This window comes from Marinobacter sp. 3-2 (genome assembly GCF_003751355.1).
Taxonomy (GTDB): Bacteria; Pseudomonadota; Gammaproteobacteria; order Pseudomonadales; family Oleiphilaceae; genus Marinobacter; species Marinobacter adhaerens.
Genome location: NZ_RJUQ01000011.1, coordinates 245,897 through 268,193 on the forward strand (window position 1 = coordinate 245,897; position 22,297 = coordinate 268,193).

The 22,297-nt window shown below is 57.6% G+C and carries 23 protein-coding genes; 7 read left to right on the forward strand and 16 right to left on the reverse strand.

Annotated features, from left to right (window positions below; genetic code table 11):
* Window positions 1-74: 74 nt before the first annotated feature.
* From tmk to EDB94_RS02960, 10 genes are all read right to left on the reverse strand, one after another.
* The gene (gene tmk / locus EDB94_RS02915) at window positions 75-716 is read right to left on the reverse strand and encodes a dTMP kinase (RefSeq protein WP_108017406.1); all 642 of its coding nucleotides are present in this window, start codon (window positions 714-716) and stop codon (window positions 75-77) included.
* On the reverse strand, window positions 713-1,777 hold the full coding sequence (mltG, locus tag EDB94_RS02920) for an endolytic transglycosylase MltG (protein ID WP_053112390.1): 1,065 nt from the start codon (window positions 1,775-1,777) through the stop codon (window positions 713-715). The genes tmk and mltG overlap by 4 nt, the downstream gene beginning before the upstream one ends.
* Before the next feature lie 5 nt (window positions 1,778-1,782).
* Entirely contained in the window at window positions 1,783-2,601 is an 819-nt protein-coding gene (gene pabC / locus EDB94_RS02925; RefSeq protein ID WP_108017407.1) for an aminodeoxychorismate lyase, read from the reverse strand.
* Window positions 2,602-2,609: 8 nt separating this feature from the next.
* Window positions 2,610-3,857 carry a beta-ketoacyl-ACP synthase II gene (fabF, locus tag EDB94_RS02930; protein ID WP_008174978.1) on the reverse strand — a complete coding sequence of 416 codons (1,248 nt, stop codon included), beginning with the start codon at window positions 3,855-3,857 and terminating at the stop codon, window positions 2,610-2,612.
* A gap of 130 nt (window positions 3,858-3,987) precedes the next feature.
* Window positions 3,988-4,221, reverse strand: coding sequence for an acyl carrier protein (gene acpP / locus EDB94_RS02935; protein WP_008174976.1), 234 nt, complete (start codon window positions 4,219-4,221; stop codon window positions 3,988-3,990).
* A gap of 133 nt (window positions 4,222-4,354) precedes the next feature.
* Entirely contained in the window at window positions 4,355-5,098 is a 744-nt protein-coding gene (gene fabG / locus EDB94_RS02940) for a 3-oxoacyl-ACP reductase FabG (RefSeq protein ID WP_008174974.1), read from the reverse strand.
* Window positions 5,099-5,116: 18 nt separating this feature from the next.
* Window positions 5,117-6,055: an ACP S-malonyltransferase gene (gene fabD, locus EDB94_RS02945; protein ID WP_039882075.1), complete on the reverse strand. Its 939-nt coding sequence runs from the start codon at window positions 6,053-6,055 to the stop codon at window positions 5,117-5,119.
* 112 nt (window positions 6,056-6,167) lie between these two features.
* Window positions 6,168-7,169 (reverse strand): phosphate acyltransferase PlsX, encoded by a 1,002-nt coding sequence (gene plsX, locus EDB94_RS02950; RefSeq protein WP_014577545.1) that lies wholly within the window; start codon window positions 7,167-7,169, stop codon window positions 6,168-6,170.
* 43 nt (window positions 7,170-7,212) lie between these two features.
* Window positions 7,213-7,392 carry a 50S ribosomal protein L32 gene (gene rpmF / locus EDB94_RS02955; RefSeq protein WP_008174968.1) on the reverse strand — a complete coding sequence of 60 codons (180 nt, stop codon included), beginning with the start codon at window positions 7,390-7,392 and terminating at the stop codon, window positions 7,213-7,215.
* Between the two features lie 100 nt (window positions 7,393-7,492).
* On the reverse strand, window positions 7,493-8,047 hold the full coding sequence (locus tag EDB94_RS02960; RefSeq protein WP_108017408.1) for a YceD family protein: 555 nt from the start codon (window positions 8,045-8,047) through the stop codon (window positions 7,493-7,495).
* Window positions 8,048-8,185: 138 nt separating this feature from the next.
* On the opposite strand from EDB94_RS02960, the gene EDB94_RS02965 reads away from it, so the two are divergent.
* Complete coding sequence (locus tag EDB94_RS02965; RefSeq protein WP_108017409.1) at window positions 8,186-8,794, forward strand: nucleoside triphosphate pyrophosphatase; 609 nt, start codon at window positions 8,186-8,188, stop codon at window positions 8,792-8,794.
* Window positions 8,795-8,798: 4 nt separating this feature from the next.
* On the opposite strand, the gene EDB94_RS02970 is transcribed toward EDB94_RS02965, so the two are convergent.
* From EDB94_RS02970 to rluC, 3 genes are read right to left on the reverse strand one after another with little or no spacing between them, the layout of a single operon-like run.
* Window positions 8,799-9,842 (reverse strand): S49 family peptidase, encoded by a 1,044-nt coding sequence (locus tag EDB94_RS02970; protein WP_014577547.1) that lies wholly within the window; start codon window positions 9,840-9,842, stop codon window positions 8,799-8,801.
* Between the two features lie 39 nt (window positions 9,843-9,881).
* Complete coding sequence (locus tag EDB94_RS02975) at window positions 9,882-10,529, reverse strand: HAD family hydrolase (protein WP_014577548.1); 648 nt, start codon at window positions 10,527-10,529, stop codon at window positions 9,882-9,884.
* Window positions 10,526-11,584 (reverse strand): 23S rRNA pseudouridine(955/2504/2580) synthase RluC, encoded by a 1,059-nt coding sequence (rluC, locus tag EDB94_RS02980; RefSeq protein ID WP_108017410.1) that lies wholly within the window; start codon window positions 11,582-11,584, stop codon window positions 10,526-10,528. The genes EDB94_RS02975 and rluC overlap by 4 nt, the downstream gene beginning before the upstream one ends.
* Before the next feature lie 595 nt (window positions 11,585-12,179).
* Here rluC and rne point away from each other — a divergent pair.
* Both rne and EDB94_RS02990 read left to right on the forward strand, forming a co-directional pair.
* The gene (gene rne, locus EDB94_RS02985) at window positions 12,180-15,413 is read left to right on the forward strand and encodes a ribonuclease E (RefSeq protein WP_108017411.1); all 3,234 of its coding nucleotides are present in this window, start codon (window positions 12,180-12,182) and stop codon (window positions 15,411-15,413) included.
* Between the two features lie 3 nt (window positions 15,414-15,416).
* Complete coding sequence (locus EDB94_RS02990; protein WP_008174953.1) at window positions 15,417-15,959, forward strand: YecA family protein; 543 nt, start codon at window positions 15,417-15,419, stop codon at window positions 15,957-15,959.
* Here EDB94_RS02990 and EDB94_RS02995 read toward each other — a convergent pair.
* A complete protein-coding gene (locus EDB94_RS02995) occupies window positions 15,956-16,834 on the reverse strand; it encodes a PHP domain-containing protein (RefSeq protein ID WP_108017412.1) in 879 nt (292 codons plus the stop codon). The two genes, EDB94_RS02990 and EDB94_RS02995, sit on opposite strands and share 4 nt — an antisense overlap.
* Before the next feature lie 131 nt (window positions 16,835-16,965).
* On the opposite strand from EDB94_RS02995, the gene EDB94_RS03000 reads away from it, so the two are divergent.
* The 3 genes from EDB94_RS03000 (at window position 16,966) to EDB94_RS03010 (ending at window position 18,356) form a co-directional block, all read left to right on the forward strand.
* Window positions 16,966-17,265, forward strand: coding sequence for a YciI family protein (locus tag EDB94_RS03000; protein ID WP_008174948.1), 300 nt, complete (start codon window positions 16,966-16,968; stop codon window positions 17,263-17,265).
* 124 nt (window positions 17,266-17,389) lie between these two features.
* Entirely contained in the window at window positions 17,390-18,061 is a 672-nt protein-coding gene (locus tag EDB94_RS03005; RefSeq protein WP_039882073.1) for a TIGR04211 family SH3 domain-containing protein, read from the forward strand.
* 4 nt (window positions 18,062-18,065) lie between these two features.
* Window positions 18,066-18,356 carry a PilZ domain-containing protein gene (locus EDB94_RS03010; protein ID WP_008174945.1) on the forward strand — a complete coding sequence of 97 codons (291 nt, stop codon included), beginning with the start codon at window positions 18,066-18,068 and terminating at the stop codon, window positions 18,354-18,356.
* A gap of 52 nt (window positions 18,357-18,408) precedes the next feature.
* On the opposite strand, the gene rraA is transcribed toward EDB94_RS03010, so the two are convergent.
* Together rraA and ppsA are read right to left on the reverse strand one after the other, a co-directional pair.
* Window positions 18,409-18,888, reverse strand: a complete 480-nt coding sequence (gene rraA / locus EDB94_RS03015; RefSeq protein WP_108017413.1) for a ribonuclease E activity regulator RraA — start codon at window positions 18,886-18,888, stop codon at window positions 18,409-18,411.
* 30 nt (window positions 18,889-18,918) lie between these two features.
* A complete protein-coding gene (gene ppsA, locus EDB94_RS03020; RefSeq protein WP_404935307.1) occupies window positions 18,919-21,255 on the reverse strand; it encodes a phosphoenolpyruvate synthase in 2,337 nt (778 codons plus the stop codon).
* A gap of 215 nt (window positions 21,256-21,470) precedes the next feature.
* On the opposite strand from ppsA, the gene EDB94_RS03025 reads away from it, so the two are divergent.
* Window positions 21,471-22,286 (forward strand): pyruvate, water dikinase regulatory protein, encoded by an 816-nt coding sequence (locus EDB94_RS03025; protein WP_008174940.1) that lies wholly within the window; start codon window positions 21,471-21,473, stop codon window positions 22,284-22,286.
* The last annotated feature ends 11 nt before the right edge of the window (window positions 22,287-22,297 follow it).

Genomic DNA, 22,297 nt, shown 5'->3' on the forward strand with positions numbered 1-22,297 from the left:
TGTTCCTCAATTAAAGCAGAACATTACAGAAAGTGCACGAATGGAACTGGAACCCGAGGGAAAACTCACAGTTTTCAGTCAGCCTGTGAACGACTTAACCAGTGATTCAACAATTCCGAAACCTGCTCGGAAACCTCGGCCAGCGGGCGTGCAGCGTCAATCACGTGATACCTGGAGGGCTGGGCCATGGCGCGAGCGAGATAGGTCTCCCTGATTCGCTGAAAGAATTCCAGATCTTCCTGTTCAAAACGATCGAGGTCGCCCCTCTTTCGGGCTCTGGCCATCCCGGTGTCCACGGGGGCATCAAGGACAATAACATGGTCTGGGCGGATATCACCCTGAACCAGTGTTTCAAGAAGCGCAATTCGCTCCTCCGGAACACCACGCCCCCCGCCCTGGTAGGCAAAGGTCGCATCGGTGAAACGGTCGCATAAGACCCACTGGCCCTGCTCAAGCGCAGGCAGGATTCGGGTATGCAGATGCTGGGCCCTGGCGGCAAACATCAGCAGCAACTCGGTGATTTCGTTGACCGGTTCATCCCTGGGCGCCAGCAAAAGCTCGCGAACAGCCTCAGCCATGGGCGTGCCACCCGGCTCACGGGTGACGATATAATCGACGCCCAGTCCAGCGAGCGTGTCGGCTGCATTCGTCAGCTGGGTCGATTTGCCAACCCCTTCCGTGCCTTCGAAGGTTATGAACTGCCCTCGTACTCTCATCCGGCATCCTCATCAGAATCACTGTTTTTTGGCGCCGGTGAAGAGCGGTAGTCTTCACGCCTGTTTAACTGAAACTCACGTACGGCTTTCTGATGCTCTGCGAGCGTGCGCGAGAATTTGTGGGTGCCATCTCCCCGGGCAACAAAGTACAGGGCATCACCGTCATCCGGGTGCAGGGCCGCATGAATAGCTTCGCGGCCAGGCAGGGCGATGGGAGTCGGAGGTAAGCCATTGATTCGGTATGTGTTGTAGGGCGTGTGCGTGCGCAGGTCCTTACGCCCGATCCGGCCCTGATAGCTGTCACCCATACCGTAGATAACCGTGGGGTCGGTCTGCAGTCGCATTCCCTTCTGCAAACGGCGGACGAACACCCCTGCCACCTGCTCCCGCTCATGGGGCGCACCGGTTTCGCGTTCTACAATAGAGGCCATGATCAGGGCTTCGTAGGGATTGTCATAGGGCAAACCCTCTTCCCGAGCCGCCCATTCCTCGGCCAGTACTGTCTCCATCCGGTTGAAGGCACGCTTCAACAAATCCAGATCGGTCTCGCTACTGGTAAAGGCGTAGGTATCGGGGAAGAATCTTCCTTCGGGATGCTCACCCTCGGCTCCAACTGCCGCCATGACCTGCTCGCTGGTCCACTCGCCGGTGATTTTCTGAAGTCGCTCGGCCTGCGCCAGAGCGGCTCGCATATCCTTGAAGGTCCAGCCTTCTATAAACTGGACGTACCAGTGCTTGGTGTCTCCCGACACCATGACACCGATCATGTCCCTGGGGCTCATGCCATCAAGAAACTCGTACTGACCGGCCTTGATCCGCGTCTGCTCGGGCTCCAGCCGACCGTATAACCTCAGCCAGAGCCGGTCTGAAACCAACCCCTCAGCTTCGAGTCGACCAACGACTTCAATAAATGAACTGCCCTGGGGAACGTCAAACAGAAGAGGTTCTTCAAGCACCACCGGCTTTTTCAAGCCTTGTAGCCCCTGCCATACCCACAGCCCGGATCCCGCAGACGCGAGGACGGCGACACAAACGCACGCAAGCAATAACTTCTTGAGCAAACGATTTATTCCAGTGTTTCGAGAGGATTGAAGATTGTCGCAAGTCCGCTATCCACAGGCAAATGATGGCCGGCAATAGTGAGAACCGGAACAATGCCCAGAACGCTGTTCAGGAGAAACATTCCCTGACAATCGGGACCCAGTACATCGGGCACAGTGACGGGGCGCTCTGTTACCGGTTCGCCTCTCTGCCTCAGACGCTCCAGCAGCCACTGCCTGAGAACACCGGCAACCGCCAGACTCGACGCCGGCGGCGTCACCCATCCATCAGCCTGCCGCAGCAGGATGTTGGTACGAGTGCCTTCAACCAGGTTTCCCTCACGATCGGCCATGATGACCTCGAACAGCGATGGCTTGAGCTCGGCGGCCGCCAGGACCTGCTCCATCCGGTTCAGCGACTTGACCCCGGCCAATAACGGATTAACCGCCAGAGTTACCTTGGAGAAATCAACGGCGACACCATCAGGGTCCGGTGTCGGCGGCAAAGCCGATGCCGAAACCAGCAAATTGGGCTCCATCCCCGGATCAGGGCGATACCCCCGACCGCCACTGCCGCGGGTCAGGGTCAGCTTCAGAACCCAGCCGTCGCCCTTGAAGCGGTCCGCAAAACGTTGCCCCGCCTCGACGCAAACGCTGGCGAGCTCTTTGCGCGACACCTCGATACCCAATCGGCCGGCATCGCGCGCCATTCGTTCCAGGTGGCGGGATAGCAGAACCCCCTTCTGACCGGACATCCGAATGGTTTCAAACAGCCCGTCTCCATAGGCCAGACCCCGGTCATTGGCGGGCAAGCCACCGTCGTCAGCCCAGAAAAGACGAAACACGGCGGGGGTCAGCCTTCGTAGCGACGGAAAATCAGGGTGCCGTTGGTACCACCGAACCCGAAGGAGTTGGATAGGGCTACCCGCACATCCGCCTTACGGCTCGTGTGTGCCACAAGGTCCAGATCGCAACCCTCATCCGGATTGTCCAGATTGATGGTGGGCGGCAGGACCCCATCCCGAATGGCCAGAACCGAGAAGATCGCTTCCACAGCACCAGCAGCTCCAAGCAGGTGACCTGTCATGGACTTGGTGCTGCTCATGGCCAGCTTTTCGGCATGCGCGCCGAACACCCGACGAACTGCAGCCACTTCGGCCACGTCACCAACCTGGGTGGAGGTTCCATGGGCGTTGATGTAGTCGATTTCTTCCAGATCAAGGCCAGCATCACGAACTGCGTTCGCCATGGATCGGGCGGCGCCCTCGCCATCTTCGGGCGGCGCTGTAATGTGGTGGGCGTCGTCGCTCATACCAAAACCGACAACTTCACCGTATATGGTGGCGCCCCGCTCCTTTGCGTGTTCAAGCTCTTCAAGCACAACGACACCGGCGCCATCGCTGAGCACAAAGCCGTCCCGGTCTTTATCCCAGGGGCGGCTGGCCTTTTCCGGTTCATCGTTACGGGTAGACAGAGCCCGCGCAGCCGAAAACGCAGCCATACCGGTACGCGTCGTCGCCATTTCCGAGCCACCTGCCAGCATGACATCGGCGTCGCCATAGGCAATCGTGCGGGCCGCGTAACCAATGTTGTGGGTGCCGGTAGTGCAGGCTGTCACGATCGCAATGTTGGGGCCACGGTATCCGAAACGGATCGCGGCATTGCCGGAGATCATGTTGATGACGGAAGCAGGCACGAAAAACGGGGAAACCTTTCGGGGCCCCGACTTGTCCATGGTCAGGACGCTCTTCTCTATGTACTCAAGGCCGCCAATCCCGGAGCCGATTGCAATACCTACTCGCTCCCGATCAAGCTTCTCAAACGACTCCAGCCCACTGCTGTCAACTGCCTGCTGCGCAGCAATCAGGCCATAATGGATAAAGGCATCAAGCTTTCTGGCATCCTTCGGGGACAGGTAGGACTCCATGTCCAGATCCCGAATGGCCCCACCAATTCTGGTGTTATAGGCAGACGCGTCAAAGCGGTCGATCATACCGATCCCGCTGCGCCCGGCCTGAATCGCTTCCCAGGACGACTCCACGCTATTGCCGACTGGCGACAGCATGCCCATACCTGTGATGACAACTCGCCGTTTAGTCATAACCTGTTGCACCTGATCTTGTCCGAATGAATCTGAACGCCGATTGAACCTGATTTTCGGCCAATAAAAAAGCCGTCCCTCGCTATTTCACAAGGACGGCTTTTTGCCTGGCTTTCTTAAATGCAGAGTATCAGGTGTGCGCGACGATGTAGTCGATCGCGTCCTGAACACTTGTCAGCTTCTCGGCTTCCTCGTCAGGAATCTCGGTTTCAAACTCCTCTTCAAGTGCCATAACCAGCTCAACGGTGTCCAGTGAGTCAGCGCCAAGATCCTCTACAAAAGAAGATGAGTTCTGAACTTCGGACTCTTTAACGCCCAACTGTTCACAAACGATCTTCTTCACGCGCTCTTCAACTGTACTCATAATGTCCTCACTTTGTGTGTCAACCAAGCAACTCTAGTGCTGCCAGTTTAGTTTAAACCCTACCTGCAAACAAGCAGGGATTCTGATAAACATGTTGTGCGACAAGGGGTTGCGCACAGACCCCGAAAGGGGCTTATCCCATGTACATTCCGCCGTTCACGTTGATGGTTTCACCCGTCACGTATCCGGCTGCATCTGATGCCAGGAAGGCAACCACGGCTGCCACTTCTTCCGGCTCACCCAGACGACCCGCGGGTATGATTTCCAGCATAGCCCCACGCTGCTTGTCGTCCAGTTTTTTTGTCATATCCGTGTCAATAAATCCGGGAGCCACGCAATTTGCAGTGATACCGCGGTTCGACATTTCCTTGGCCAGGCTTCGGGTAAACCCTTCAACCCCGGCCTTGGCGGCGCAGTAATTGCCCTGCCCCGCATTGCCCATACCGGCAACCACGGAGCTGATATTGATAATCCGGCCCCATTTGGCCTTGGCCATCCCACGAAGCACGGCCTTGCTGGTCCGATAGACGCTGGACAGATTGGTTTCCAGAACCGAGGCCCAGTCATCATCTTTCAACCGCATCAGGAGGTTATCACGGGTAATGCCGGCATTGTTGACCAGAATCAGGGGCGCCCCCGATTTTTCCGTCAGCTCCTTCAAACCGGCTTCAATGCTGGCAGGGTCTGCAACGTTCATGACCATGCCGTAACCCTTGTAACCGGCCGACTGGAGATCGTTGGTGATGGATTCTGCACCGGCTTCACTGGTTGCTGTTCCGACAACTTCGGCACCCTGCGCGGCCAGCGCACGGGCAATGGCCTGACCAATACCGCGGGTAGCACCGGTGACCAGTGCGGTTTTACCTTCCAGAGACATGAATAACTCCCTTTCGTTTCAGGACTGACCGAAAGCGTCCAGCGCCTTCGCCAGCGAATCCGGGTCTTCGATACTGTGAACGGCCAAAGCCCGGTCGATACGTTTGGCCAGCCCTGCCAACACTTTTCCAGTGCCGCACTCGACTGCAACTTCGACATCATTGGAAACGAGGGCACGCACAGAGTCCGTCCAGAGCACCGGAGAATAAAGCTGCTTGAGAAGGTTGGCCTTCAGTGTAGCGGATTCGGTCTCGGCGGCAGCGTTAACATTTTGTATAACCGGGATGACAGCATCATTAAAGCGAACATCCTCCAACGCTTTCGCCAGCTCCTCCGCGGCGCCTTTCATAAGTGCGCAATGGGATGGCACGCTTACAGGCAATGGCATGGCCTTCTTCGCGCCTTTTTCCTTGCAGGCTTCGATAGCCCGTTCAACTGCGGCTGCCGAGCCAGCAATAACCACCTGACCAGGGGCATTGAAGTTTACCGCAGATACCACATCGCCCTGTGCCGCATCCTGACAGGCTGCCACAACGGCATCATCCTCAAGACCAAGGATGGCTGCCATCTTCCCTTCTCCAGCCGGCACAGCGTCCTGCATGAGCTCACCACGCAGGCGAACCAGCTTGACCGCTTCAACAAAATCGAGGCTCTCTGCCGCTACCAGGGCGCTGTACTCTCCCAGACTGTGACCGGCGAGAAAATCGGGAGAAGAACCGCCGGCAACAAACCACTGCCGCCAGAGGGCAATACTGGCCGTCAGGAGCGCAGGCTGCGTCACCATGGTTTTATTCAATTCCTCCGCCGGCCCCTTCTGGCAGAGATCCCAGAGGTCATAGCCGAGAACATTGGAGGCTTCGGAAAAGGTTCTGTCGATGATGGGCCAGGCTTCAGCGGCAGCCGAAAGCATGCCCACCGATTGCGACCCTTGTCCTGGAAAAATAAAGGCTGATTTCATAAGCGGGATCTTATCGTCATTGGGTGGTTACGTGAGATTAGCCAATAGTACAAGTTAGGCCAATTATCCGCGAATGCGTGGCCAAACCGGGACAGACTTTAGTCTCAGGCACTCAAAGCATGAGATCGTCGAGACGCTCGTTGATACGGCGGGGTACTTCCAGCTCAACTTCCCGAACGGCCTGTCGAATGGCCGACAACATGGCCCGCTCATTGGCGTTGCCATGACTTTTGATCACCACGCCCTGGAGACCGAGCAAACTGGCACCGTTGTGTCGGGAAGGATCCATCAATTGCAGAAGCCGACCGATAATCGGACGGGCCAGCAGGCCGACCAGTCGGCCGTAGAGATTTCGTGTGAAGGCCTGTTCCATCAGCTCTATGAGGAGACCGGCAACACCCTCGCCGGTTTTCAGGGCTATATTGCCGACAAAGCCATCACAGACGACCACATCGGCGACGTCCCGGAACAGATCGCTACCTTCCACATAACCGATGTAGTTGATGGTATCGCACTGGGCCAGCATATGAGACGCCAGCCGCACCTGTTCATTGCCCTTTATCTCTTCCTCACCGACGTTCAGAAGAGCGACCCTTGGTTCCGCCTGGCTGCAGATCGCAGAGGCCATCAGGGACCCCATCAGGGCATACTGATAGAGATTCTCGGCGGTTGAGTCGACATTGGCGCCGAGATCAAGGACGTGACAGCGCCCCCTGAGCGAGGGAATCAGTTTGGCAATAGCCGGGCGCTCGATACCCGGATACATGCGGATAATGGTGCGCCCGAACGCCATCAATGCACCGGTGTTACCGGCACTGACACAGCCCTGGGCCTCGCCATCGCGGACAAGACTCAGGGCGATGGCCATGGAAGAGTTTTTCTTGTGGCGGAGAGCGTGGGAGGGGCGCTCGTTCATCCGAACAACGTCTGCCGCCTCGACAATGCGAATTCGGGCGTGCCCCTCACGCAACAAAGCCTCGAGCTCGCTCCGGATTCCCACCAGAACGATGCTCAAGGCTTCGTTTTCACGCACCGCCCGCAGCGATGCGGCAACCACGACGGCAGCGCCGCGGTCGCCACTCATTGCATCAATCGTGATGGTGACCGGCTTCACCGTTCTGCCATCCGATTCGGGACGGTGCATAGCGGCAACGAGATTACTCGTCGCGTGCTTCGATTACCTGCTTGCCGCGGTAGAAGCCGTCCGGAGACACGTGGTGACGACGATGAACTTCACCAGTAGTCGCATCGGTGCTCAGAGCAGCGGCGCTCAGGGCGTCGTGTGAACGGCGCATGCCACGCTTGGAACGGGTCTTACGGTTTTGCTGTACAGCCATGATTATGCTCCTGACCTGTTAACGTAAACTTGTATTGCTGAATAAGTAACGTCTGTTCGTTAAATGTGCGCCGGTCTCACGAGGGACGACCCACGCCCGGTTAATGCTTTGTCTTCTTGAGATCCGCCAGGACACTGAACGGATTCTCACCCGACTTTCTCACCGGCTCTGCCCCGGAGCTGTCCGGCTCGTAAGCTTCCAGATCTTCCCGGGCAGGACACTGGTCCCGTTCGTGAAGCGGAAACGGCGGCAAAACCAGCAACAGCTCGTCTTCCACCATCGACCAGAGGTCCGCCGTAAAATCATCGGTCAAAAACGGCTCGAGCTCTTTCGGCAGCTGTTGCGCCTGCTCGTCACTGGTAACAAGACCCAGCTTGAACTCGGAGACCAGAGTCACGCTCATGGCGCCCATGCACCGCTGGCACTCCAGATCAACCGGGGCCGCCAGCTCGCCCGAAACAACGCGACGACGCTCACCATCCATAAAAAAAGACAGTTTGACCCGGCACGCAGCACCTTCCGAAAACCCGAGAACGGATCCCCGAAAACGGCCAAGCCCGCTGATGGGAATCACTCCCTCCAGTGTGCTGTTATGTTCCGCTAACCGGTAAGGATCAACAGATTTGGGCAACTCGGCGTTGGACGCGTTTGACATAGGCGCGCAATTTTAGGGGCGCAGCCGGCCGCTGTCAAAGACTTCGTTGCTTTTTCACGGGGGTTCCAGTGCAGATAGGTGTAATTTACGATAATCGCACAGCAGATGCACCGGCCAGGTACTTAAAGGACTCGATCAATGCCCCCAAAACCGCTTTTACTGGCGTCTTCATCACCTTACCGGAGAGCGCTCCTGGAGCGGCTTGGCTTGCCGTTCACCTGCGCAAGCCCGGATATCGACGAATCACCCTATCAGGGCGAGACCGGAGAGGCCCTGGCGACACGTCTGGCCGAGAGCAAGGCCCGCGAATTGGCGGACCGGTTCCCCGGCCACTGGATCATCGGCTCGGACCAGGTCGCCTGCCTGCCCGACGGCTCGGTACTGAGCAAGCCCGGCAACCACGAAATGGCGACAGAGCAGTTACGCCAGAGCAGTGGTCACAGGGTACTGTTTCTTACAGGCCTGGCGCTGCTCGACTCCGATTCCGGCAAAATCGACAGCCTTTGCGAGCCGTTTAACGTCAGATTCCGGGAACTGGCTCATGAGGAGATAGAAGCCTACCTACTGCGGGAGAAACCTTACGACTGCGCCGGCAGCTTCAAGATGGAAGGCCTCGGTATTACTCTGTTCGAGGCCCTTGAGGGCCGGGACCCGAACAGCCTGGTGGGCCTCCCCCTTATTGCCCTGAACGATCTGCTGAGGCAATGGGGCCGGAATCCCCTGCTGGAAAACCAACCTGCCTCATAAGACATTACCGAAGCTCGAGCCGGGACTCGACCAGTTGACTGGCAAAACCCTCGCCAAAGGCGACGCCAAGCTGATCAACAATATCCTGGAACGGCGATTTGCGACGGCTGTAGTCCACCAGTTCCTCCTGACCTATGATCTGCCGAGCAACGTGTGATGCGCTGCCGAGCCCATCAGCCAGGCCAAGCTCAACGGCCTGCTCGCCACTCCATACCAGCCCGCTGAACAGGCGCTCATCATCCGCCAGGCGATCACCACGCCCTTGCTTGACCGCTTCGATAAACTGTTGGTGGGTGTTTTCCAGGACACTCTGCCAGAAAGTGACTTCCTCTTCCTGCTCCGGCGAAAACGGATCAAGGAACGCCTTGTTCTCACCGGCCGTGTAGAGACGGCGATCCACGCCGATCTTCTCCATAACCTCGGTAAAGCCGAAACCGCCAGCCACCACCCCAATCGAGCCGACAAGGCTGGCCCGGTTGGCATAGATCTCATCCGCGGCCGCAGCAATGTAATAGGCTCCGGAAGCGCCGATGTCCGAGATCACGGCGTAGACCTTTTTCTCGGGATACTCCTCCCGCAGGCGCTTGATCTCATCGTAGACATACCCGGACTGCACCGGGCTGCCCCCCGGGCTGTTGATGCGCAGAATCACTGCTACCGAGTTTGGCTCTTCGAAGGCTGTTCGCAGAGAACCTACAATATTGTCTGCACTGGCCAGTTCGTCGGCAGCGATCGGACCGTTTATTTCTACCAGAGCCGTGTGCTTCCCGGTTACACCCTCCAGTGAATCGCCCAGGGGAAACTTGATCAAAAACAGCAAGGCAATCAGGTAACCAAACGTCAGGAACTTGAAAAAGATACCCCAGCGCCGGCTCTTGCGCTGCTCAGACTGCAGTGACATGACGAGTTTTTCGATGAGCTTCCAGTCACGTCCGGACTCGGGCGGAAGCTTCGGTGACTTACGCCCGAAAAACGGCTTACTTTCTTTTTCAGGCTCCACCGGTTTGTCACCCCAATCGGCAGACTTGTCAGATTCCCAGTCACTCATGTGCGCATCCTGTCAGCAACGTCAATGAATTCGGTCTGTTTACAGCCCCAGCACCCGCCGGAGGTCTGGCACGGATTCAACAATGGCATGAGGCGAATAATCACCCAACACATCCCGCTTGTGCACACCCCATTCAACGCCGATGGAGGGCATGCCGATACGCCGGGCCATATCAAGATCGTATCGGGTATCGCCAATCATCACCGCCTCTTCGGGCTCAATGCGATAGAAACGAAGAATCTCCTCAAGCATGGCCGGGTCAGGCTTGGAGCGCGTCTCATCGGCACAACGAGTGATCTCGAAGTGGTCGCCAAGACCGCTGGAAGCCAGCGCAAAGTCCAGGCCGCGCCGACTCTTGCCGGTTGCCACGGAACAACTGCGACCGGATCCTCGCAGATCTGCGACCACATCGGCCATACCCTCAAACACGTTTTGCGGCGTTGTCACCTTGCTGAAGAAATAGCGTCCGTATCCGTCGCGAATCCTGTTCATTTCTTCCCGACTGATACCGGGATAAAGCTTCTCCAGCGCCTCGACCATGCCAAGCCCGATAATATCCCGGTAAGCCTCACGCTCCAGGGCCGGAAAGCCCAGTTCGGTTGCCGCCTGATGTAGGCTGTCAGCAATATGCTCAACCGAGTCCACCAGGGTCCCGTCCCAGTCAAAAATTACTACTCTGACGTTCATTGATCGTTTCCTTTAAGACGCCCGGAAAGTTTCCTGAGCACGTCATTGAATGCATCGTCGTAAGGCGCCTCAAGGCGCATAGCCTCACCCGAGACCGGCAAGGTAAACTCCAGGGCCCGCGCATGCAGCATCAGCCTTTGCCCGCCAATGGACCGGAACGCCTTGAGGCTGACATCATCCATATACTTGTCGTCACCCGCAATCGGATGACCGGCCCAGGCGCTGTGCACGCGGATCTGGTGTGTACGACCGGTAACTGGCGACGCCTCGACAAGGCTGTAGCCCGCGTAATGCTCGAGGCAGCGGAATGTCGTCAGCGAGGCCTTGCCGGCAGCGTCAACCTTCACCCGACGCTCGCCATTGGGCATCTCGTAGCGCAGCAGAGGCACATCCACCCGGTCAACGCTGGCCGGCCAGTCGCCGGCGACCAGCGCATGGTAATGCTTGCGGATTCGTTTCTGGCGCAGCTCATCCTGCAGGTACCGAAGCGCCGACCGCTTCTTGGCCACCATGATCAGTCCGGACGTATCCCTATCCAGACGGTGAACGAGCTCCAGAAACTTTGCCGCCGGGCGTGCGGAACGAAGCACCTCGATCAACCCGAAACTCAGGCCGCTGCCGCCGTGTACGGCGATACCGGACGGTTTGTTGACCACCAGCATCTGCTCGTTCTCGAAAACAACCGCGGATTCCATCACGCCCTGCACCCGGGAGCCGGGCGCCACCTGATCCGGCTTTTCCTTTCGGGTGATCGGTGGGATACGCACCTGATCACCGGTTCTCACCCGGGAATCCGGCTTGACCCGCCCTTTATTGACCCGAACCTCGCCCTTGCGGATGACACGATAAATAATGCTCTTGGGCACACCGCGAAGCTGGGCAAGAAGGAAGTTGTCCACCCTCTGACCATCGTTGTCTTCGTCCACGGTAACCCACTGGACGCCCTGACGGACTTCTCCACGAACAGCCTGACTCTCACTACCGGCCCTGCTGGTTTTTTTTGCCCTCTCGGGCCGCGGTTGGGCTGGCTTTCTGCTCGCAGACTTTCGAGACATGAAGTTCCTTGGCTACTGGAGTGATTGCAGGATTGAACGGCTGCATGAATACTGTTATATTCCGGCGTGCTTTGCCGTTTGTCTACGGCCTGACCAACTCAAGTCAGAAGCCGGAGCGGCAGAAGTATACCGACACTATTCGAGAGTTTGAACGCCGTGCACCCAATCACTACCGGGAACGGCGAGAGAAATGCTCCCGGAGGACCAGGACAGATCTTCGAAAGGCTGCATCCTGTACCCGGGAGAGAGAAAAACCGCGCGGAAAACCGCGGGCGACATCGCGAAGAATCACTGCCACCCAGGGCCGGGCCGTCCAGCATACGAATACGACGTGAGACCCAGGCACCTGAGTGAACCTGAAAACGGATAACATGCGTCAACAGACACGAACCTTACACGACCTCTCCCTGCCCACAGGCAGCCGGATCGTCGGCGTTGGTCTCAGACCGAAAGGCTCAAACCCCAGAAGGGTCTGATTCGTCTGGCCGCCGGTCCGCCCTTGATGTAACAGGGCCCGCGGCACGCACATCCTGCTTCGCTGATGCGATCCCCTCCGGTTTTCTGTCAAATTAAACGACAGGAACTCTTTCTTTCCATGAAAAGAATGCTTATCAATGCAACTCATCCCGAAGAGTTGCGCGTCGCCCTGGTTGACGGCCAGCGTCTATTCGACCTTGATATCGAATCCAGCTCCCGCGAGCAGAAGAAAGCCAACATCTACAAGGGCCGCATTACCCGGGTCGAGCCCAGTCTCGAGGCCGCATTTGTGGATTTCGGCGCCGAGCGCCACGGCTTTCTGCCGTTGAAGGAAATTTCCAAGGAATACTTCAAGAAGTCGCCCGGCCAGATCGAAGGCAAAATCAACATCAAGGACGTTGTTTCCGAAGGCCAGGAAGTCATCGTGCAGGTCGACAAGGAAGAGCGTGGCAACAAGGGCGCAGCCCTGACCACGTTTATCTCCCTGGCAGGTCGCTATCTGGTACTCATGCCCAACAACCCCCGTGCTGGCGGCATCTCCCGTCGCATTGAGGGCGATGAGCGGGCGCAGCTCAAAGAAGCGATGAACGATGTTCAGGTGCCGAAATCCATGGGCATCATCGTTCGTACCGCCGGCATCGGCCGTACCACTGAAGAACTCCAGTGGGATCTGGACTACCTGGTGCAATTCTGGGAGGCCATCACTCAGGCCGCCGGCGAGCGCAAGGCACCCTTCCTGATTCACCAGGAAAGCAACGTTATCATCCGTGCGGTCCGTGACTACCTTCGCCAGGACATCGGCGAGGTTCTGATTGACGCTAATGGCGTCTATGAGGACGTCCTGAATTTCGTTCGTGCGGTCATGCCCACCTTCGAAAACAAGATCAAGCTATATAAGGATGAAATCCCGCTGTTCAGCCGGTACCAGATCGAAGGCCAGATCGAGACCGCCTTCCAGCGGGAAGTGAAACTGCCCTCCGGCGGCTCCATCGTGATTGACCCGACCGAGGCCCTGGTTTCCATCGACATCAACTCTTCCCGCGCTACGAAAGGCCAGGATATCGAGGAAACCGCGCTCCAGACCAACCTGGAAGCGGCAGAGGAAATCGCCCGCCAGCTGCGCCTGCGTGACATGGGCGGCCTGATTGTCATCGACTTTATCGACATGACGCCTGCGAAGCATCAGCGGGAAGTTGAACAGAAGATGCGTGAGGCCCTGGAAATCGACCGGGCCCGGGTTCAGGTGGGCAAGATCTCCCGCTTCGGCCTGCTGGAAATGTCCCGTCAGCGCCTGCGCCCCTCCCTGGGAGAGACACGCAGCGAAGTGTGCCCCCGATGTGAAGGTCAGGGCACTATTCGTGGCATCGAGTCCCTCGCCCTGAGCATCATGCGCCTGATCTACGAGGAATCGTCAAAGGACAAGACCGGCGAAGTACGAGCCGTTGTGCCGGTTTCCGTCGCCACTTTCCTGCTCAACGAGAAGCGCAAGCAGCTGGCCGACATTGAAGCCCGCCAGGAAGTGAGCGTTGTCGTGGTGCCGGTTCCGCATATGGAGACACCGCATTTCGAAATCATCCGGATGCGCCAGGATGAAACAACGCCCGAGCACATTTCCAGCCATCAGGTGGCCCAGGAGTACAGCGAGCGTGAAGAAGAAATCTTCGAGGCGCCGACCCCTGAGAAGCCGGTACGCGAACAGGCTGCGGTAAAAGCGATCCGGCCGAGCGCACCCGCACCCGCGCCTGCCCCGGCCGCACCAAAGGCTGATGAAACCACTGAACAGGAAGAAGGCCTCTTCCGCCGACTGGGACGCAAGATCGCTGGTTTCTTCAGTGGCGAGGAAGAACAGAAAGTCGAGAATCGCGAGCAGAGCCAGAGCCAGCGCGAAGATCGTCGCAACCAGGGCCGTCAGGACCGTCGCAAATCCCGGGTAGCCCGCGGTGATGACCAGCGTGCAGGTGGCAACCGCAGTGGCAACGAACGTCGCCAGGGCGGCCAGCAGGGCCGTGGTGACGACAACCGTGGCCGCGGCCGCAACCGCAACGACGAACAGAACCGTGGCAACCAGAATCGCCAGGCATCCGAAAACAAAGGCCAGGATAATCGCGGAGGCGACAACAAGAGCGCCGACAACAAAGGCTCTGAAAATCGTCGTGACAACCGTCGCGACAACCAGGGCCGCGGCCGCAACAGGCCCCAGCGCGACCCGAAGGATAATCGCGAGCAGAAGGACCAGAAGGATCAGGGCCAGCAGGATAATGCAGCCAAGTCCGGTCCAGCGGACAAGACCGGTTCAGAAGAGAAACGCAGAAAGCCACGTCGCCAGCGCAACCGCGACGGCTCTCCGTCTGAAGCACCGGCGTCCGCTCCGGCTGATCGAAAAGCCGCTCGTAGCGAGAAGCATCAGAAGGACACGCAGCCGGAAAACGGTCGTGACGATGCCAAGCCCGAAGTGAAAGCCGAGCAGGTAAAGGAAACAGTCAACAAAGCGTCTGATAAGCCCGAAACCAGCGCTGAGACTGCGCCGGCAGCCAGCGAAGCACCGAAACCGGAAGCTGCTCAGAAAGAGCCGGCAAAAGAGCAGAAGCCCGAGAAGGCATCCGCAGACAAAGCGCCGTCGGAGAGCAAGCCGGAAGCGAAACCGGCAGCGGAAACAAAACCCGTTGCAGAGAGCCCGGTTGAAAAGCAGGAAGCTGTTCAAGCGAAACCTGAAAAAGCCGAGCCCGCCAAGGCTGAACAAAGCTCCGAACCCCTTGAGAAGCCTGAGAAAAAGAGCGAAAACGTTACCGAGCAGGCGCAAGGCGCAGCCACAGACAAAGAGCCTGCCAAGAGCACCGCGGCCACTGATGAGCCAAAGCCGGTGACTGACCAGGCTCCCGAGAAAAAAGAGGCAGCTCCGAGGCCAAAGCCGGAGTCCAGCGCCACGGCCGACGGTGAACAAGCGCCGCGGGCGAAGAAGCAGCCGGCGAAGCCCAAGGAAGCGCCAGCCGCCAAGGCAGAACCGGAGGAGGCACCACAACCCGAGAAGGCTGAAAAGCCAGCGGAGGAGAAGGTAGCACCAGAGCGTAAGGCTCCCGAGGCTCAACCGGAGCCAAAGCAGCCGGAAGCAGCGCAGGCCAGCCCCGAAAAGGCCGAGCCCAAGAAAGCCGAGCCCGAAAAAGTTGAGGCCAAAACCGCAGAGCCAGTGAAGGAAGAGACGCCTTCCGCTCCGGAGGCAACAGCCAAGGACACGCCTGCCGATGCCCCGGCAGTCGACGTTCCTGTAACACCGGGCCGCGCTTACAATGATCCAAGAGAAGTCCGCAAGCGCCAGAAGGCCGCGGAAGAGGCCAAAAAGGCCGGGAGTAACTAACTGATGCTATCGAACTCCGACATAGAAGCGCTGGAAGACATCCTCTTTGCCGAGCCCTGGGGCGATGAAGCCCTGGATTTCTTCGGTTTCCATGGGGTGGTCTGCGCCAGCGTCGTCGGCCCGGCTGAACTGAGCGCGGAAGAAATCTTCCGCCTCGCCACGGGCACCGATCAGGTGCCCGACACCGGGATTCCCGAGGTGTTCAGGCGCTGCTCGACCCAGCTGGCCAATGACATGGCCCATTCCCTGGACATGGGGCAGTCTCTGGAGCTGCCGGAGCCGGAGGATGGTGACCCCATGAACGCACTGGAAAATTGGTGCGCCGGGTTCGTGGACACCTTTCTGGAACACGAAGAAGAATGGCTCGAAGCAGCTAGCGAAGAAGAAGCAGCGGACCTGATGGTGCCTATGCTGACACTCTCAGGACTGTTCGATGACGAGGACTTCCAGAAGGTTCGCAACAGTGAAAAGCTATCCCGGCAGATGGCCGACGCCATCCCGGACTCACTGACGGATCTGTACCTGCTGTTCCACGCGCCGGATTAAGCCGGCGCCGCACCCGGAACAGGTTGTCTGAACGAATGCCAGACCGGCTCAAGCCCGTCTGGCATTTTCATGATACGGCCAAGCTCACACCAGGGAGCGCCGGGAAAGTGAAAATCACTGCCCTGGGATGCCAGCAATTTCTCTTTCCGACAAAGCTCTGCAAGAAACCCCAGATCACCACTGGATTGACCTGAGGTAGACACTTCAATTGCCTGCCCCCCTGCCCTTCGGAAATCCGCGGTCAGCTCCCTGAGTTTGGTTGCCGTAAGCTGGTATTTTCGGGGATGGGCAAGAACCGCAACGCCACCTGCGTCGGTGATCCAGCGCACGACTTCTGGAAGCTCCGGCCAGAAAGCTTTTACATCACCGGGCTTACCGTTACCCAGATATCGCTTGAATGCCTGGGCAGCATTGCGAACAACGCCAGCCTCTGTCAGAACCTGTGCAAAATGTGGCCGTCCAGGCACGTCGCCACTGGCAGCCTCGGAGGCCTTATCGAGAAGGCCATCAACACCAAGCTTACCCAGGCGGTCCGCGATCATGCGGGCACGAGCCCAGCGATTCTCGTTCTGCTGCTCCAGCGCCTGCCTGAAACCGGCCTGCCCGGGATCAAAATCCAGACCGACGATGTGGATGGTCCGGCTTTTCCAGAGGCAGGAAAGCTCAACCCCGGGAATCAGGATGATACCCTGCGCCTGCGCAGCCGCCTCGGCTTCGGCAAGGCCAGCGATCGTGTCGTGGTCAGTAAGGGCCAGGTGGGTAACCCCCCGACCGGCAGCGCGCTCGACCAGTGCCGCCGGTGATAGCGCGCCATCGGAAGCCGTGCTGTGGCAATGCAGATCAATGCACAAATGCGGGTCTTGCGGTATAGTCACAAAATATCCTGAATCTTCAGATAACTGGCGGCTTGCCAGGGTTTAACAGTGTACCAGCCAACCCTTGCACGACACGACCGCTGATTGTCTGATCAACTATCCTGTCTTTGAAAACCTGTTCGGAGAGCTGAATGTACTACGCCATTATCAGTGAAGATGTCGAGAACAGCCTGCCGTTGCGCCAGTCTGCGCGTCCGGCTCACATCGACCGGCTTCAGGCCCTGAAAGCCGAGGGCCGATTACTTGTCGCTGGCCCTCATCCGGCGCTGGATACTCCTGAGCCCGGCGATGCCGGCTTTACCGGTAGTCTGGTAATCGCGGAATTTGACTCTCTGGAAGCGGCCCAGGCCTGGGCGGATGCCGACCCTTATGTGGAGGCAGGCGTTTATGACAAGGTTGTGGTAAAGCCTTTCAAAGCCGTCCTCCCGTGAGCGGGCCTTGGGGCCCATGAGTTTATTGTAATGATGGCACGCTTGCACGGCGGGGCATCTGTGACAAAATTGCGCTTTTAATCAGACTCAGATTTCAACCGCAGAATTTCAGGGAACGTAACCAGTGACGCTTTTTCGTCTAGCAATCAGTGTGTTGTTCGCAGTGTCCTCCATTGCTGTTGCCCAGGCAAAGACTGTCTGGGTTGACGACCAGTTGTACCTGCCAGTGAGGTCAGGCGCAGGTTCCCAGTTCCGCATCATTGAAAACGCGGTTCCCAGTGGCACGCCGCTGGAAGTCATCGAGGCCTCCGATTCCGGATACACCCTCGTTCGCACTCCCAAGGGCACCGAGGGCTGGGTTTCCAGTCAATACCTGAGCGAGACACCCATTGCTGCAGATCGCCTGCGTACGGCCAACCGTCAGTTGGAAGAAACGCGCGCTGAACTCGCCCAGGTAAAAGAGCAGCTGTCTAACGTCGTCACTGAGCGCAACGCGCTGGAAAGCTCTGAAGCCTCGCTTTCTGACCGTTCACAGGAGCTCCAGGAAGAGCTTCAGCGGATCAAGAGTATCGCCGCCGATTCCATCAATCTGGAACGTCGAAATCGCGAGCTGCGGGAAGAGAACCAGAAGATTCGCAACGACCTTGAAGTGCTCACGGCTGAAAACGAACGTCTGGAAGCCAGCAAGGAATACGATTTCATGTTGCTGGGCGCGGGCCTCGTTCTCGGTGGCGTTTTGCTCGCACTGATCATTCCAATGCTCAAACCAACAAGAAAAACCGACAACTGGGCCTGATGCCATGAAGGATTATTCAGAGAAACGCGATTTCCACCGTATGCAGGTGAACTCGGAGATTGAGATCAGCGACAGCCAGGGCAACCGCTTCAAAGGGATCTGCCGTGATCTGAGCGCGACCGGCATGCAACTCTACGTTGAGCAGGCCGTGAACGTTGGCGAGGAACTTCACACGGTGCTTCACTCCAGCAGTGATCAGTTTCCGCCGCTGGAGACTGTCTGCGAAGTCATTCGCTGCGAACCGGAAGGAGACGGGTTCCTCCTTGGAACGAACATCAGCGAAGTCACTCGCTGAACGAAAAAACGGCGGCCATTGGCCGCCGTTTTTGTCTCTGCCTCGAAAAGCCTCAAACCAGAGGCTTCCCAGAAACAATGATACCGTTGTTGTCGGCGTAGACGTAGTGTCCGGGATGGAAGGTAACGCCGTGGAAGGTGACCGGCACATTCAGGTCACCCAGGCCACGCTTTTCACTCTTTCTCGGATGGGTGCCAAGGGCCTGCACACCCAGGGCGGTGTTGCCAATCTCATCCACGTCGCGCACGCAACCATAGATGATCAGACCTGCCCAGCCGTTGCTCGCAGCCTTCTCCGCGAGCATGTCGCCCAATAGCGCATGGCGCTTTGAAGCGCCACCATCCACGACCATCACACGACCGTTCCCTGGCTGGCCAACCTGCTCTTTCACCACGGAGTTATCTTCAAAACACTTCACGGTCACAATCTCACCGCCAAATGCCTTGTTGCCACCGTAGTTATTGAAGCCGGGCTCTACAACCAGCACTTCCGGAAATTCGTCACACAGGTCCGGGGTAATTATCGTCGTCACGTTGTCGCTCTCCTTATCCTGGAAATAAACTCAGTCGATTTTTTCGTCGGCCAGGAAGAACCAGGTGTCCAGTACCGAATCGGGGTTCAGTGACACCGTATCAATGCCCTGATCCATCAGCCACTTGGCGAGATCCGGATGATCCGATGGCCCCTGCCCGCAGATACCGATGTATTTGCCGGCCTTCTTGCACGCCTGAATGGCGTTGGAAAGCAGCGCCTTGACCGCATCGTTCCGCTCATCGAAGAGGTGCGCGATGATGCCCGAATCCCGGTCCAGACCCAGGGTCAGCTGAGTCAGATCGTTGGAGCCGATGGAGAAGCCGTCAAAGTGCTCCAGGAACTGATCCGCCAGCAGCGCATTGGCCGGCAGCTCACACATCATGATGACCCGAAGACCGTTGTCACCACGCTTGAGTCCGTTCTCCGCCAGCAGGTTCACTACCTGTTCCGCTTCACCCACGGTACGCACGAACGGAACCATCACTTCCACATTGGTCAGCCCCATCTCGTTACGCACCTTTTTCAGGGCACGGCATTCCAGCTCGAAGCAGTCCCGGAAGGTATCGGAGATATAGCGCGATGCACCCCGGAAACCGAGCATCGGGTTTTCTTCATCCGGCTCGTACAGAGTGCCGCCGATCAGGTTGGCGTATTCGTTGGATTTGAAGTCCGACAACCGCACGATCACTTTCTTGGGCGCGAACGCCGCTGCCAGGGTAGAGATGCCCTCAACCAGCTTGTCGACATAGAAATCCACCGGCGAGCTGTAACCGGAGATGCGTTTCTCAACGGTCTGCTTGATATCCCGGGGCAGTCCATCAAAGTTCAGCAGTGCCTTGGGATGAACACCGATCATCCGGTTAATGATGAACTCAAGCCGTGCCAAACCAACACCTTCATTCGGCAACGCCTGGAAATCAAAGGCCCGGTCGGGATTGCCGACGTTCATCATGATCTTGAACGGGATGCTGGGCATGGAGTCCACGGTATTTTCCCGCAGCTCGAAATCCAGGGAGCCCTCGTAGATCATGCCGGTATCACCTTCGGCGCAGGAGACGGTCACTTCCTGTGCGTCGGTCAGCAACTCGGTGGCATCGCCGCATCCGACCACGGCCGGAATGCCCAGCTCGCGGGCAATAATGGCCGCGTGGCAGGTACGACCACCGCGGTCGGTAACAATGGCGGAAGCCCTCTTCATCACCGGCTCCCAATCCGGGTCGGTCATGTCGGTAACCAGCACATCGCCGGCCTGCACCCGGTCCATTTCCTTGATGCTGGTAATGATCTTCACCGGGCCACTGCCGATCTTGTGGCCGATGCTCCGGCCTTCCACCAGCACCTTGCCGGTCTCTTTCAGCAGGTAACGCTCCATCACATTGGCGGAAGCGCGGCTTTTCACCGTTTCAGGGCGGGCCTGAACGATATAGATCTTGCCGTCATCACCATCTTTGGCCCACTCGATGTCCATCGGGCGCTGGTAGTGCTTCTCGATAATCATCGCCTGACGTGCCAGGTCTTCCACTTCGGCATCGGTGATGCAGAAGCGGTTACGGTCATCCTGCTCCACCTTCACCGTTTCAACAAATTCACCTTCACCGGGCTTGGTGTGGTAAACCATCTTGATGGCCTTGCTGCCCAGATTGCGACGCAGAACCGCCGGCCGGTTGGCCTCCAAAGTGGGCTTGTGCACGTAGAATTCATCAGGGTTTACAGCACCCTGAACGACGGTCTCACCCAGACCGTAAGAGGCAGTTACAAATACCACGTCACGGAAGCCGGATTCTGTGTCGAGGGTGAACATAACGCCACTGGCCGCGGTCTCACTGCGCACCATTTTCTGGATACCAGCTGAGAGCGCGACCATCTTGTGGTCAAAGCCGTGGTGGACGCGGTAGGAAATAGCGCGGTCATTGAACAGCGACGCAAACACTTCCTTGACCGAGGTACGCACCTGTTGCAGCCCCACCACGTTCAGGAAGGTTTCCTGCTGGCCTGCAAAGGAGGCATCCGGGAGATCTTCCGCCGTTGCAGAGGAACGTACCGCAACCGCCATGTGTTCGTTGCCATCCTGCAGGGTGGCAAACGATTCCTTCAGGGCGTTCTCCAGGACATCCGGAAATGGCGTTTCAATGATCCATTGACGGATCTGGGCACCAACCCGGGCCAGTTCGTTAACGTCGTTGATGTCCAGGGCATCGAGAGCGTTGTCGATACGCTCTTTCAGTCCGTCAGTAGCGAGGAATTCGCGATAGGCGTGCGCTGTTGTGGCAAAGCCACCTGGAACGGTAACACCTGCGTTGGCGAGATTACTGATCATTTCGCCGAGTGAGGCGTTCTTGCCGCCTACCCGATCGACATCGGACATTCCCAGGTGATCAAACCAGATAATGTAATCTTCCAAAGCATGTCTCCCTTGAGTCTGTGAAGCTAAGAGCAAAATCGGGCCAGCGGTATCAAGCGGTAAAAGCAGACAATATCCACTGCGGAGTCTCGAACTTGGCGTGTATGATACTGTAACCTGCGGAAATTACCTAGGCCACCAAGCCAGGAATCAAGAACCAAGGAACCGGACAATACAGCATGAAACGCACTGCTTTTTTCATTTCTGATGGCACCGGCCTGACAGCCGAGGCTCTCGGGCACAGCCTTCTAGCCCAGTTCGAAAAGATCGAGTTTGAACGGGTTACTGTTCCCTACATTGCGGACGAAGAAAAAGCCCGGGAAATGGTCAAACGGATCAACAAGGCGGCCGAGACAGACGGCGCACGGCCTCTGGTATTCGACACCATTGTAAACAGCGATATCCGGGAAATCATCGCCACCGCCGAGGGTTTCATGGTGGACATCTTCGGTACGTTTCTCAGTCCCCTGGAACAGGAACTCCAGTCTTCCTCTTCCTATACCGTCGGTAAATCCCATGCCATCAACAATGAAGGCAGCTATGAACGCCGGATCAATGCCGTCAATTTCGCGCTGGATAATGACGATGGCGCACGCACCCGGCATTACGACGAAGCAGACCTGATCCTCGTTGGCGCCTCCCGAAGCGGGAAGACCCCAACATGCCTCTATCTGGCACTGCAATATGGCGTGAAAGCGGCGAACTATCCGATTACCGAAGAAGACCTGGCAGACCAGCAGATCCCGAAAGCCCTGAAACCTTATAAAGAGAAAATTTTCGGGCTGACTATCGAGCCGGAGCGGCTGGCAACCATCCGCAACGAACGCAAGCCAAACTCTCGATACTCATCCATCAAGCAGTGCATGCACGAGATCGAGGAAATTGAATTGATGTATCGGCGTGAGCGGATTCCGTACCTGAATACCACCGCCTATTCGGTTGAGGAAATCTCAACCCGAATCATGGTGACAACCGGTCTGAAGCGGCAACGCTAGGGGTACAAACG